A 13,581-nucleotide genomic window follows, 5' to 3' on the forward strand; every position below is an offset into this window, starting at 1 on the left:
GATAAGTCAGACACACTCGCAGCCACCTGAACCACCCCCGGGACCCACTACCAAACACAGTACGCCCACCACAAAGACAACGGCATTGGACCTAGGCCCTCTCCCACGGATCCTGCCGGGCTCGCGTGCCTCCGCCGGCTACTGCCGGGGGTACCCCCACGCCGGGTTGTCGCCGGTCACCGACGCCCCTGGGCCCGGCGGCCCGGGTGGGGGCCGTCCTCCCCACCCGGCGCGCCGGAGCCGTCCCTCTCGCGGCCTCCTCGCGTCAGACGCCCACGACGGGCCGCCCACCGGCCAGTTCGAGGCGGCTCCCGGTGAACCGCTCCCGCATGAGCCGGTCGTGGGTGACAACCACCAGCGCGCCCTCGTACGACGTGAGGGCCTGCTCCATTTCCTCGACCAGGGCCGGGGAGAGGTGGTTCGTCGGCTCGTCCAGGAGCAGCAGATCGACCGGCCGCGTGACCAGCCGGGCCAGCTCGATCCTGCGCCGCTGGCCGTACGACAGCTCGCCGATCCGCAGCCGCAGGTCGGCGGGCCGGAACAGGCCGAGGGAGAGCAGCAGGTCGCGCTGCTCCTCCCGGTCGCCGGGCCGGTCGTGGGCGAAGGCGCCCAGCACGCTCAGGTCCGGCGGCCACGGCACCTGCTGCTGTCGCAGTATCCCCACCTTCCCGGACACCCGCACCGTGCCGCGCTGCGGCCGGACCTCGCCCGCGAGGATCCCGAGCAGAGTGGACTTGCCCGCACCGTTCGGCCCGGTGACGAGCAGCCGCTCTCCTGGAGCGAGCGACAACCACGGCAGGTCGAGCCGGTTGTCCAGATGGACGTCGATCAGCTCGGCGGTGGGCTCGACCGTGCTGTCGGCGGCATCGCCGCCGGTCGTTCCGGTGGGCACCGATGCGGCGAACACCATCGGATCGGGAGGCAGTCGGACCGGTGCCGCGGTCAACCGGGCGACCCGCTCCTTCGCGTTCCGGATCCGGACCATCGCCCCGTGGCTGCGGTCCCGGGCACGGAACGCGCCGTGCCCGAACTTCGCCATCGGCACCTTGCGCGGGATCGCTCCAAGTCGCGCCCCATGCAGCTCGGCCAGATGACGGCTGCGCGTGAGCTCGTCGCGCCAGTGCTGGTACTCCTGGAGACGGCGGCTGCGCTCGGCGGCCTTCGCCGTGCGGTAGCCGGCGTAGCCGTCGCCGTACCGAGTGATCCTTCCTTCTGCGACCTCCAGGATCGTGCTGGTCAGGTTGGCCAGGAAGGCGCGGTCGTGGGTGACCGCGACCACCGTGCCGCGGTGCTCGCGCAGGTGCGCTTCGAGCCAGCCGACGGCCTGGTCGTCCAGGTCGTTGGTCGGTTCGTCGAGCAGCAGCAGCTCCGGCCGGGCCGCGAGTGTCGCGGCGAGCGCGAGCCGGGACCGCTCACCGCCGGAGAGCGAGCCGAGCGAGCGGTCGCGCGCCAGTCCGGGCAGGCCGAGCCCGTACAGGGCGATGTCGACGCGCCCCTCGGCCCGGTAGCCGTCGCGTGCCTCGTACAGGGCGAGATGCCGCTCGTAGGCCGTGAGAGCGGATTCGAGAGCGGGACCCTCGCCGGCCGTCTCCAGCTGTTCTTCGTCGCAGCGCAGCTGGGCTTCCAGGGCGCGCAGTTCGGCCAGCGCCAGGTCGATCGCGTCCTGGACGGTGGCGTCGGCGGGCAGGTCGAGCGCCTGCGCGAGATAGCCGACGCCACTGGGCGCGCTGACGGTGACCTCGCCGCTGTCGGGCCGTTCATGGCCGGTCAGCAGCTTCAGCAGCGTGGACTTGCCCGAGCCGTTGTCCCCGATCACGCCGACCTTCTCGCCGGGCCGGATGGAGAGGTGGACACGGTCGAGGACGAGCTTCTCGTCGTAGCGCTTGGTGAGGTCGTGCACGGCCAGCTGGACAGTATGGGTACGCAAGACAGGGCCCCCTTCGGTGATGACGGACAGGTGGCGGTGCGCACACGGCGGAGCGAGGCTCTACGCGGTGGCGCGTGCTGTCATCACAGAGTTCCCATGAGTAAGAAGGTAGGGAACGATGACGCCAATGTCAAGACGATGCGTATCGTCTCGTAGAAGGGGAACAGACACGGGACCGCCCGACGGCTCCTTGCGACGCTGTCCCGCTTCCCCGGTGATCCGTTACGCGGCGTGATCCGACCCCAGGCGGTTTCCTCCCCCGAGTGCCGTGGGCCGCCCGCAGCCTGCCGTGGGCGGCCCTCCCGAGGTGTCCGGCCCGGCGCGGCAACGGCCCTATGCCGGCCGGTGGTCGACCCAGTCCTGTGCGGCCTTCTCCATGGCCCGGAGCCAGACCTGCCCGGGAAACCCCTCCGCGCGGCGGCGGAACATCCGGAGGATCCCCATGGACGAGGCCGTCACCCCGGAACAGCCGGGCCTCCGCCTCATCGGCCGCGAAGGTGTCCCACCGCGTTTCGTGCCACTCCGCGACCGGCGCGGGCAACGGGACCTCCCCGATCCGGCCCAGCAGCTCCAGCACGGCCGGAAGATCCGGGGAGTCCGGCTCAAAGCGGGCCGGCTCGCCCTCCACCCGTTCGAAGCCGAGGGCCATCCACCGGTCGTCCTCCACGTGCCGCGCGCGGTGGGGCGCATCTCCTTCACGGGGCCGGTGAAGGGCTCCACCAGGTCCAGGAAGTGGGGGTCGGGGAGACGGTCGCCCATACGTCTTTTCCTCGCGGGTCGTTCACCTTGCGCGGGTGCCCGCGCTCCACGTCACGGAGCGCGGGGCGTGGTCCTCAAGCTCTACAGCTCGGCGGCCCGCGCGAGGGCGACGAGACCGGAGAAGGCGTCGGCCGACACCATCAGCACGGGGCCGGTCGGTTGTTTACTGTCCCGGACCGGGACGACACCGGTGGCGGAGGCGTGCGCGGGCGCCCACTCGATGCAGGAGCCGCCACCGCCGCTGTAGCTGGACTTGATCCACTTGCAGGGTTCGGTCATGACAACGTTCCCTTTCTGCGGACTCGGCTTGTGCGGGTGCCCCGCGCTCCACAGGACGGAACGCGGGGCGTAGTCGTCGGCCTTACAGGTCGGCGGACCGGGCGAGGCCGACGAGGCCGGCGAAGGCGGCGGCGGAGACCATCAGGACGGGACCGGTGGGGCGCTTGCTGTCACGCACCGGGACGACACCTGAAGCCGCGAGATCGGCTGCGACCTCCACGCAGTTGCCGCCGTTGGAGCTGTACGAGGACGTGAACCAGCGGAGGACTGGGGATTTGGTCGTCACGGGGTGCCCTTTCGTGCCTGAGTAATCATGCCCACGGAAGCTGCCTGGGACAGGGATTCGGCTTGCAACTGATGGTAGGCCGCCAACGCAGTCTGGGAGAAGGCGGGTTCACGCTCCAAGTGCCCCTGCGCCTGGGACTCGGCGTACGCGATCATCGACCTGTCAGGAAGGGTCAGCAGGTTGATCGGGAGATTGAACGGCCGCCGCTCGCCTATGTCGTACGGGGCGACTTGCAGCATGGTATTCGGCAGCGCGGCGAAGTCAGCCAGGTACTGGAGCTGTTCCCTCATGACTGCATCGCCCCCGACCGGACGGCGGATGCAACTCTCATCCATCACCACCAGCATGGTGGGAGGCCGGGGCCGAACGAGCGTCGCTTGCCGCTCTGCCAGAACCGAAACCCGCTCGGTTGCCTGTTCCAGGGTGATCGTGGCCCTGTGAACATCTCCCTGCGCCAGCGCATGTGCGTACGCGGGCGTCTGGAGCAGTCCAGGGATGATCCCGATCTCGAACAAACGGATCTCTACCGCGCGGGCCTCCAGTCCCAGGTACTCCGGGAAGCCCTCCAGCAGCGCGCCATGCTTGATCTCACGCCATGCGCGTTCGAACGTGTCGGACGTTCCATCGAGTCCAAATGCGGCATCCGCACTGATCGAGAACCGGCGGGTCGGAGGCTTGCTCGTGGTTTCCACCCCGGATACATGCCTGCCCGTGTAGCCCATCCGCTCGGCCAGTTCGTCCTGGGTCCAGCCCCGCGCCTCTCGTGCCCTGCGTAAACGCGCCCCGAACGCCGCCCCAGGGCCGCTCTCGGGGTTCAGCTCCTTCCGGTTTACCAACGTTCCCTCCGGCTTTCATACGTTGAAGAGCGCCTCATCGTAGGGCCATCCTGAAGCCACTTGGTAGTCACTCCGCTACGGAGGGGAGCGCCATGGGTTGGCATTCCGTTCCGGAACCGGACGTACCGCAAGAGGACAGCCCTCTGCTGCAAGCGCTTCGCCTGCGGATACGGGAGGAGCACGAACTGCGGCTGCGGTTCGGTCCGTTCCATCAGATCGTCAGAAGGGCACATTCGTGCGAGAGCGACGGGGCAGGTCGATAGCCCGCACGGTGGCGATGCTCGCGGCGTGGTCGTTCTCGGTCGGTCTGCACACGATGAGCCTGGCCGACCGGCTCTAAAGCCCCGTCCTCCGTGGCACCGGCAGGTTCAGCGGTGTTCCTCTCACCGGTGCCACGGAGGGCGGCTTCAAGCGGGTCCGCCCTCACCCCTGCCCTGGGCGGGTCCCCCGGGCCCCGGCCGCCACCCCCGCACACGCGGCCGGGGCCCACCCGTAGAACCCCTACCCCCACCCCTTCAGGGAGACAGCCATGTCCCTCAACGCGACACCCGCCCCCGACGGACCCTACGGTCTCCGGATGATCCGGCTGCGGGATTGCGACAGCCCTCAGCCCGCGCTGATCGTGTCCAGGGTCGCCCTCACCGTGTTTGTCGCGGAGGCCCGGGCCGGGCGGCTGGACCACCTCCTGGCGACGGAGGCGGAGATGGCCGAGGCACGGAAGGTCGCCCGCTGGTCCCACGAGCACGAGACGCCCGAGCCGGACCTTCTCTGACCCCTCCCCGTCGCGGACCGCCCGCACCCCCGGGGCCCGTTCCTCGTGACACGAGGTCGGGGGGTGCAGGGTCGCCCCCGCAGGGGACCGGCGGACGGCCCCCGAGCTGGACACGTCACCTCAGTCTGCCGGCCCCGAGGAGGTGAGCCCGGAGGCCCCCGCCCCCGCACTTGCGAGTCACCTCGCGTCCAATCCCCTGGGTACGGGCCGCCCGCACAAACTCAGCCGGTCCGGCGATTGAGGACGGACCTCGGCCCCGAGTCGGCTCGGGCACACGTCGGGGGCCAGCCCCCGAAGCCCCCGCTCCTCAAACGCCGGAGAGGCTGGATTTCCTGAGGCCACCGTCGGGGGCCAGCCCCCGAAGCCCCCGCTCCTCAAACGCCGGAGGGGCTTGATTTGAGGCCCCCGCGCCTCAAACTCCCCCAGACTCCGTCCGGGGGGACCCCCACGAGGCTAGGTTTGGGGGGACCCCCACGAGGCTGAATTCGTGAGGCCCCCGCGCCTCAAAGGGCGGCGAGGCTGAACTTGAGGCCCCGGTCGCGCTCAAGCGACCCTCGCCTCCTCCAGGCGCGCCAGGATCGCATCCACCGTCTCCGACGGCGTCTGCTCCGACGTGTCCAGCCAGAGACCCAGCCGCGCGGTGTCCTCCCGCAACCCCTGGTCCAGGTCCGCCACCGTAAGGGCCGGCGAGTAACCGGTCTTGGGGCGGGCCGACTCGCGCGCGGCCACCGTCGACGGGGAGGGCGCCAGGACCACCACGTACAGCGGACGGGTCCGGACGAGGTCGACGTACGAGGCGAGTTCGGGGCCGATGACGACGTCCTGGACCACCGCCGTCCACCCCGCCGCCGCGTACCCGTCCGCGCTCGACGCGGAGAGCCGGTAGCGGAGTCTGAGCTGGGCCAGCGCCTCCGCCCCGTCCGGGGAGCCCATGTCGACGCGGCCGGTGACGGTCATCCGGCGGAAGGCGTCACCCCGGACATGCGCCGCCTTCGGCAGTCGCTCGGCGAGGGCCTGGGCGACGGTGGACTTCCCCGCCGCCATCACCCCGGTGATCAGCAGGACGGCGGAGTCGAGTTCAGGAACGTACGTGGTCATGGGGGGACGGTAACGGGGCACGCCACCACGGCGCGCCCCGTTTTCCCGTACCGGCAAAGGACAGGTCCGAGGGTCAGACCATCGGCGGCGAGACCGCCGCCTGCGGCCGGATCGGGAGCCGGTTGACCGGGCGGCCCGTCGCCGCCCGTACCGCCGCCGCGACCGCCGCCGGGGAGGTGACCACGGGCACCGCGCTCGCCGCCTTCGCGCCGAAGGGGGCGACGACGTCGCGCTCCTCGACCAGCTTCACGATCCGGATGTCGGGGGTGTCCAGCGCCGTCGGCAGGGCGTACCCGGTGAGATCCGGATGCCGTACGATCCCCCGCGCGGTCCGCAGATTCTCGGTGAGCGCGGTGCCGACCCCGAGGGTGACCCCCGCCTCGATCCGCGCCGCGAGCTGCGCCGGGTTGAGGATCCGGCCGACGTCCTGGGCGACCGCCATCTCGACCACGCGGATCGCGCCCAGCTCGATGTCGACATCGACCACCGCGCGGACCGCGCAGAACGCCATGCCCACGAAGGCGTCGCCCTGACCGTTCTCGTCGAGCGGCTCGGTGGGGTGGGGGCGGCACTGCGCGGTGGCCCACAGCTCCTTGCCGTCCATCGCCTCCATGACCGTGGTGGAGAGCACCCCGTCATAGGACGTGATCTTGCCGTCGGTGATCTGGAGCAGCTCGGTCGACATGCCGAACTTGTGCGCCAGCGGCTGGAGCAGCTGGGTGCGGACCATCTTGGCGGCGCGCTCGACCGCGCCGGCGGAGACCCAGGTGTGGCGGCCGTGGGCGGCCGGGCCCGCCGGGGGCTGGTCGGTGTCGACGGCGGCGACATGCACCTCCTCGATCCCCAGCGTCTCCTGGACGACCTGCCGGGCGAGGGTGGCGAAGCCCTGGCCGGTCTCGACGGCGGCGCAGATCACCGTGGCCATGCCGTCGTGGACCTTGACGGTGGCGGTGGAGACCTCGTCGGCGCCTTCCGCGCCGAGCATATGGACCATCCCGAGGGCGTAGCCGACGCCCCGGCGGACCGCGCCCGGTTCCCCCGCGCCCTCGGGGCCGCCGGGGAGCAGCCAGTCGTCCTCGGGCGAGTCCTTGGGGAGTGCGGGCAGCGGATGGTCCCGTACCGCCTCCAGCAGTTCGGCGACGGGGGCGGGGCAGGTGACGGTCTGGCCGGTGGGGAGGATGTCCCCGGTGGCCAGCACATTGCGGAGCCGCAGCTCGGCCGGGTCGAGGCCCAGCTTCGCGGCGATCTTGTCCATCTGGGCCTCGTACGCGGCGCAGACCTGCATCGCGCCCTCGCCGCGCATATGGCCGGAGGGCGGGTTGTTGGTCCGGACCGCCCAGCCCTCGATGAAGGCGTGCGGGACGACGTACGGGCCGCAGGCGAAGGCGACGGCGGCGGCGAGCGACTCGGACGAGGAGTCGGCGTACGCGCCCCCGTCGAGGAGCAGCTGTGCCTCCACCTTGACCAGCCGTCCGTCGCCGTCCGCGTGGTGGCGGTAGCGCAGCAGCGCGGGGTGGCGGTGGGCATGGCCGAGGAAGGATTCCTCGCGGGTGGCGGTGAGCTTCACCGGGCAGCCGGTGCGCAGCGCCAGCAGTCCCAGCGGCAGCTGGAAGCCGGGCTCCTCGCGGTCGCCGGTGGCGCCGGGGACGCCGGTCACCACGATCTTCACCCGTTCGGGTTCGAGTCCGAAGCAGGCGGCGGCCAGATCGCGGTCGGTGTGCGGGTCGGTGGAGGCGACATAGAGATCGACGCCGCCGTCGGGGCGGGGCACCGCGAGTCCGGCCTCGGCGCCGATGGGCGCGGGGTCCTGGCGGCCGATCCGGTACAGCCCCTCGACCACGATGTCCCCGGCGGCCTCGGGGTCGCCGTAACGGAGGGGGATATGGCGGATCAGATTGCCGTCCGGGTGGAGCGGTTCGGCGGCGAAGGACTGCTCGGGGTCGGTGACCGGGACCAGTACCTCGTACTCGACGACGATCGCGGCGGCGGCGAGCCGGGCGGTGTCCGGGTGGTCGGCGGCGACGGCGGCGACGGCCTCGCCGTGGTGGCGGACGAGGTCGGAGGCGAAGACGGGCCGGTCCGCGATCCGCCGGCCGTAGGAGGTGTCCCCGGGGATGTCGGCATGGGTGATCACCGCGTGCACCCCCGGCATCTCCAGCGCGCCGGAGGTGTCGACGGAGGTGATCCGGGCGTGCGGGTGCGGGGAGCGCAGTATGGCGGCCCAGAGCAGGCCTTCGGCCCAGAGGTCGGAGGCGTACGGGAAGGTGCCCTCGGTCTTGGCCCGCGCGTCGGCCGGGGGCAGCGAGGCCCCGAGGCCGTGGAGGGGCTCCTCCGGACCGGGGAAGGGGTGGGCCGTCCGGGTCGTCGCGGTGGTGGCCGCGTCGTTGGTCACGCCATGCCTCCGTCGTGCGGGTGGGGCTGCACACTACCGGCACCGGGGGGCGCCTGGTGCGGAATGCGGGCCTCCGGAAGGGGGTTTCGCGCGGAGCCGTCGCCGTCGGGGCCGTCCCCGGCCAGTGCGGCGGCGCTCGCCTCGCGCTCGGCGACGACCTCGCGCACGGCGTCGAGCACACCCCGGTAGCCGGAGCAGCGGCAGAGATTGCCGCAGAGGGCCTGCCGGGTCTCCAGCTCGGTGGGGCTGTGGTTGCCCTCCAGAAGGTCATGGACGGTCATGGCCATACCGGGGACGCAGAAGCCGCACTGGACGGCTCCACAGGCGGCCAGGGCCCGCTGGACATCGGAGGGCTCGCCGTCGGCGGCGAGTCCCTCGACGGTACGGACCTCACATCCCGCGGTGGTGGCCGCGGGGACCAGGCAGGAGGCGACCAGCCGGCCGTCGACCTGGACGTTGCAGGCGCCGCACTCGCCCTGGGAGCAGCCGTCCTTGGCACCGGCGAGGCCGAGGCGCTCGCGCAGCACATAGAGGAGGGACTCGCCGATCCAGGCGTCGGTCACGGCGCAGTCGGCGCCGTTGACCCGCAGCCGGTAGGAGATCAGCGGCTGTTCCTGGACCGGGGGGAGTACGGGCTCGGGGGCGGCGGTCTCCGTGTACTCGGTGCTTTCCGGGTACGCGGGGGACTGGGCGTGCTCCTGGTCCTCGGGGGACTCCTGGGGCTCGCCGTGCTCGGCCTGCCCGGCCTGCTCGGCGTGCCCGGCCTCGGCGGCAGCCGGAGCGACCTCGGCCTCCGGACCCTCCGGAACCGTCTCGTCCGGAAGCGCGGGGCCGGCGCCGTCGGGGGCGTACTCCTCCTCGGTGTACCCCTCCTCGACGTACCGCTCCTCAGCCGGTGCCTCCTCGGGGGCTTCGGCCGGGGCAGGTGCCTGATCGTGGGGTACGGGGGTGCCGGGCGCGGCGATCGAGACGGCCTCACCGATCTCGCCGACCTCGCCGACCTCTCCAGGCTCACCGATCTCGCCGGGCTCATCCGGCTCATGGGTCGCCACGGCCTCAGAGGCTTCGTCGGCCTCGGCCACCTCGGGAGCCACAGCGGGCTCGGCGGGCTCAACGGCCTCCGGAGCTTCCGGGCCCCCCGCGGCCTCGGACGAACCGGGCGCCCCGGGTGATCCGCCGGGTACACCGATCACCCCGACCGCACCGGGCAGAGCCTGCCCGCCGTACGTCGTGTGCTCGGCGGGACCCGCCGTACCGCCGTCGGCCTCCAGTGCCTCGGGCGCGGCTCCCCCGGTCTCCTCCGGGGCGGTGTGCTCGACCGGCGGCTCGGGGTGGACGGCCGGGGCCGGAAGCGGCGACACCTCGGGCGCGGGTGCCTCGGCCGGAGGGGCCGCCGTGGCGCCGGGTGCGTCGGGCGCCCCGGACTCCTCCGGCGCGGGCTCGACCGCCCAGGGCGCCGTCGCCCCGCCGGGCAGCGTCGCGGGTGCCCCGCTCCACTGGGAGGAGAGCATCGCCGTGGTGAACTCGCCGGTCTCGTCCGGCAGGTCGCCCCGGGCGACGGGGATGGTCCACTGACCGGTCCGGTCCTGGCCCTGCTGGACCGCCTCCGGGAAGACCCACTGCTCGGTGGCGTGCGGATCGTGGGGGTCGTGCCCCTCCCCGGCGGGCGGGGCGGCCGGAGCCGCGTACTCGATCCCGCGCCCGTCCGTACCGTGCGGGTCCGTGCCGTGCTGGTCCGTGCCGTGCCCCAGCGGACCGTGCGCGTCCGCGCCCTGGGCATCGTGGGCGCCATGGACATGGACATCGTGCGCGTCATGGGCGTCATGCGTTCCCGCGCCCCGCGGACCCGCCCCGTACGCCTCCGGCTCGTACTCCTCGGGCCGGTACCCCTCCGCCCCGTACACCTCGGTGCCGTACGGCGGGGTCCCGTGCGGACCCGCGCGGTGGTGGTCGGCGGGCTCCGGCCAGCCATGGCCCGGGTGGCCCTGGGCCGCCGCGTCGCCGGTGTCGTGCGGCACCCGCCAGGCGGCGGGCACCTGCGGCTCGGCCGCGGGAGTGAGCGGCAGGATCATCGGCGGGACGTAGTCGTGCCCCGGCGCCTCCAACGGCGCGGCGCCCACCGGCTCCTCCGGCGGCAGCTGCACGAAGGCCGTGGCGTCGTAGTCGTACTCACCCTGGGGCGTCGGCTGCCAGACCCCGTGCGCGGGCCCGTTCCGGTGCCCGTCCTGCCGATGCCCGTCCTGGGCGGTCCGCCCCTGCGGGTTGTTCTCCTCGCTCATGACAGCGCCCTCCCCAGTGCTCGCCGGGCCAGCGCGGCGACGGTCCGCCGCAGATGCAGAACGGCCGGGGGGTGAACGGGCTGTTCCACCCCGGGCGGGGCCGGTGGCGGGTCCGGGATGCACGCGGCGGCGACATACTCGCCGAAGGCCGCCAGCGCCTCCCCCGCGAGCCCGCGCTCGCCGTCCCAGTCGATGTACGAGGCGATCCACTGCTCGGCCTCCAGGGGCCGCAGCGGCATCGGCGCGATGGCGCCCACCGCGCAGCGCACCCCGCGCCGCGCCGGGTCGAGCACCACCGCGACGGAGGCGGTGGCCCGCCCCGGGCCGGTGCGCCCGGTGGCCTTGAGGAAGACCTGCGGCGCGTGGAGCAGCGGCACCCGGACATAGCCGATCAGTTCACCCGGGGCGAGCACATCCCGCCCGGCCAGCAGATGCGCCACCGGGACCTCCCGGCGGACCCCGCCGGGACCCGCGATGACGAGGTCGGCCTCCAGCGCGGCCAGCACCGGCAGGGTGTCGCCGGTCGGCGCGGAGGAGGCGATATTGCCGCCCAGGGTGCCCGCGTTGCGGATCTGCGGTGGGCCGGCGGCGCGGGCCGAGGCGGCGAGCGCGGGGATGAGGGCGGCGAAGTCGGGCCGTCCCATCCGGGCGTGGGTGAGACCGGCGCCGAGGAGGGCGTGGCCGTCCTGGTAACGCCACCCCCGGATCTCACTGATACGGCCGAGTCCGACCAGCCCGGCGGGGCGCAACTGGCCCCGGTTGACGGCCGCCATCAGGTCCGTTCCGCCGGCGATGGGCACGGCGGCGGGCATGGCGGTCAGGGCCGCCACGGCCTCGTCCAGCGAGGTCGGCAGCGTCACCGACCGCGTCGTCTGCGGTGCGTGCGTGGTCACCCAGCTGCCCCTTCCCGGTGTCCGGCCATCCCGCCTGTGTTGCCGTACCGTACGTGCTCACAGGCCGGACGTGGCAACTCTGGCACATCTTCCGGACGCACCGGCGCGAGGGTCCGGCAAGGACGCATCCGCGTCGGATGCGTCCTTACGGAGACAGCGCCCCTCTTTACTCCCTCTTCTGAGTGATGCCTGACTTCTGGGGTGTTGACGGTGTTGTGCTGCTTGTTCCTCATGACCGGTCCACCGTCCCAGAGTCCGGGGCGGTGGACACGGCCTTGGCCTCCGACTCACACGTTCGGGGGCGTGCCCTCCTTCGGGAATCCGGCGACCCCGGGGCGCTTCTGCCACGGCAGCGGCCCGTCCGGGCGCCGGTGGTCGACGCCGAGGGCGTCCAGCCGGCGCCGGTGTGTCCCCATCCGCCGTTCGAAGTCCCCGTAGTCGCGCTCCTCGGAGGGCGGCAGCGCCGACCAGGCGACCTCGGCGAAGGCGACCAGCCGGGGGAAGACCTGGTAGTCGACGCGGGAACGGTCCTGCATCACCTCGGTCCAGATATTGGCCTGGGTGCCGAGGACATGGGCGGCGGCCTCCGGCGACAGCGCCGGGGGAACCGGCTCGAAGCGGTAGACATCCTCCAGGGTGCGGATGAAGCCGATCGGCATGGGCTCGTCGGGGCCCTGCCGGTGGTCCAGATAGACCTGCTGCTCGGGGCACATCACCACATCGTGGCCCGCCTCGGCGGCGGCGATACCGCCCCCGTAGCCGCGCCAGGAGGAGACGGCGGCACCCGGGGCGAGCCCGCCCTCCAGGATCTCGTCCCAGCCGATGATCCGGCGGCCCCGCTCCGCGAGCCAGGTGTCGAAGTGACGGATGATCCAGGACTGGAGCTCGTCCTCGTCCTTCAGACCGAGTTCGGCGATGCGCGCCTGGGCGGTGGCCGACGCCTTCCACTCGTCCTTGGGGCACTCGTCGCCACCGATATGGATGAACGGCGATATGTCGGCCGGAAACAGCTCCAGGACCTCTTCCAGGACGCCCTCGTAGAAACGGAGGGTGTTCTCGGTCGGGGCCAGCACATGGGGGCTGACGCCCCAGTTGTCCCAGGGGGTGAGCGACGCGGTGTCGACGACATCCGTGTTGCCGAGTTCCGGGTAGGCGGCGATGGCGGCCTGGGAGTGGCCGGGGACATCGATCTCCGGGACGACGGTGATATGCCGCTCGGCGGCGTAGGCGACGATTTCCCGGATGTCGTCCTGGGTGTAGTAACCGCCGTGCGGCTTCTCGTCCCAGAGGTCGGAGAAACGGTGGCCCCATTTGCTGCGGGCCCGCCAGGAGCCGACCTCGGTCAGCTTCGGGTAGCGCTTGATCTCGATGCGCCAGCCCTGGTCGTCGGTGAGATGGAAGTGGAAGACATTCAGTTTGTGCGCGGCCAGCAGATCGAGGAAGCGCAGGACATCGGACTTGTGCGTGAAGTGGCGGCACACATCGAGCATCACGCCGCGCCAGGGGAAGCGGGGCGCGTCCTCGATGGTGGTGGCGGCGACGGTACGGGCGGCGCCGGCGCCGATCGGGGCCCGCCGGAACGCCTCGGGACCCAGCAGCTGGCGCAGGGTCTGCACGCCCCAGAAGACGCCCGCCGGGCCACCGCCGCGGATCTCGACGGCACGGTCCGCGACCACCAGGCGGTAGGCCTCGGCGGCGAGGGAGGTGTCCACCAGGAGGGTGACGGAGTTGTCCCCACCGGGGAGCGCCCCGGGCGCCAGCGGCACCCCGAGGGCGGCCCCGACGGTCGCCCGCAGCCAGCGCTCGGAGGTCTCCGTCCCCTCCCCCGCGTACAGGGTGGTACGGGCGTCGGCGGTGAAACCGGCGGCCTCGCGGGCGGTGGTGGAGACCGGGGCCGGAATGAGATCCGGAGGGTTTCCGTCAGCGGTCATGGCAGACATCCTTGTCCTTGTTCCGTTCGCCGGGTTCCTGATGGTTCCCGACTCCCTTGTCCGGAATTCTCCGGTGTTTTCCTTGGGTCCGTGCGCCCGGGGTGGGCAAGGGGCACGGACCCGGGTCCA

Annotated in this window: 10 protein-coding genes; 1 reads left to right on the plus strand and 9 read right to left on the minus strand. The window is 72.4% G+C overall.

Going from position 1 to position 13,581, the window contains the following annotated elements:
* Nucleotides 1-265: 265 nt before the first annotated feature.
* The 4 genes from ABT354_RS33400 to ABT354_RS33415 all read right to left on the minus strand — a co-directional run bounded on the left by ABT354_RS33400 (nt 266) and on the right by ABT354_RS33415 (nt 4,087).
* Nucleotides 266-1,927, minus strand: coding sequence for a TlrC/CarA/OleB/SrmB family ABC-F type ribosomal protection protein (locus ABT354_RS33400; protein ID WP_351500828.1), 1,662 nt, complete (start codon nt 1,925-1,927; stop codon nt 266-268).
* Nucleotides 1,928-2,767: 840 nt separating this feature from the next.
* The gene (locus tag ABT354_RS33405) at nt 2,768-2,965 is read right to left on the minus strand and encodes a DUF397 domain-containing protein (protein ID WP_351500830.1); all 198 of its coding nucleotides are present in this window, start codon (nt 2,963-2,965) and stop codon (nt 2,768-2,770) included.
* Nucleotides 2,966-3,047: 82 nt separating this feature from the next.
* Nucleotides 3,048-3,251 (minus strand): DUF397 domain-containing protein, encoded by a 204-nt coding sequence (locus tag ABT354_RS33410; protein WP_351500832.1) that lies wholly within the window; start codon nt 3,249-3,251, stop codon nt 3,048-3,050.
* Nucleotides 3,248-4,087 (minus strand): helix-turn-helix domain-containing protein, encoded by an 840-nt coding sequence (locus ABT354_RS33415; protein ID WP_351500834.1) that lies wholly within the window; start codon nt 4,085-4,087, stop codon nt 3,248-3,250. The genes ABT354_RS33410 and ABT354_RS33415 overlap by 4 nt, the downstream gene beginning before the upstream one ends.
* 529 nt (nt 4,088-4,616) lie before the next feature.
* On the opposite strand from ABT354_RS33415, the gene ABT354_RS33420 reads away from it, so the two are divergent.
* Nucleotides 4,617-4,859 carry a hypothetical protein gene (locus ABT354_RS33420; protein ID WP_351500836.1) on the plus strand — a complete coding sequence of 81 codons (243 nt, stop codon included), beginning with the start codon at nt 4,617-4,619 and terminating at the stop codon, nt 4,857-4,859.
* Nucleotides 4,860-5,402: 543 nt separating this feature from the next.
* Here ABT354_RS33420 and ABT354_RS33425 read toward each other — a convergent pair.
* The 5 genes from ABT354_RS33425 to ABT354_RS33445 all read right to left on the minus strand — a co-directional run bounded on the left by ABT354_RS33425 (nt 5,403) and on the right by ABT354_RS33445 (nt 13,452).
* Nucleotides 5,403-5,957: an AAA family ATPase gene (locus ABT354_RS33425; RefSeq protein ID WP_351500838.1), complete on the minus strand. Its 555-nt coding sequence runs from the start codon at nt 5,955-5,957 to the stop codon at nt 5,403-5,405.
* A gap of 73 nt (nt 5,958-6,030) precedes the next feature.
* Nucleotides 6,031-8,349: a xanthine dehydrogenase family protein molybdopterin-binding subunit gene (locus ABT354_RS33430; protein WP_351500840.1), complete on the minus strand. Its 2,319-nt coding sequence runs from the start codon at nt 8,347-8,349 to the stop codon at nt 6,031-6,033.
* Entirely contained in the window at nt 8,346-10,628 is a 2,283-nt protein-coding gene (locus ABT354_RS33435; RefSeq protein ID WP_351500842.1) for a 2Fe-2S iron-sulfur cluster-binding protein, read from the minus strand. Before ABT354_RS33435 ends, ABT354_RS33430 begins: the two co-directional genes overlap by 4 nt.
* A complete protein-coding gene (locus ABT354_RS33440; protein WP_351500844.1) occupies nt 10,625-11,521 on the minus strand; it encodes an FAD binding domain-containing protein in 897 nt (298 codons plus the stop codon). The genes ABT354_RS33435 and ABT354_RS33440 overlap by 4 nt, the downstream gene beginning before the upstream one ends.
* Before the next feature lie 287 nt (nt 11,522-11,808).
* A complete protein-coding gene (locus ABT354_RS33445; protein WP_351500846.1) occupies nt 11,809-13,452 on the minus strand; it encodes a beta-N-acetylhexosaminidase in 1,644 nt (547 codons plus the stop codon).
* Nucleotides 13,453-13,581 lie beyond the last annotated feature (129 nt).

Source organism: Streptomyces sp. NPDC000594 (genome assembly GCF_040299965.1).
Lineage (GTDB): Bacteria > Actinomycetota > Actinomycetes > Streptomycetales > Streptomycetaceae > Streptomyces.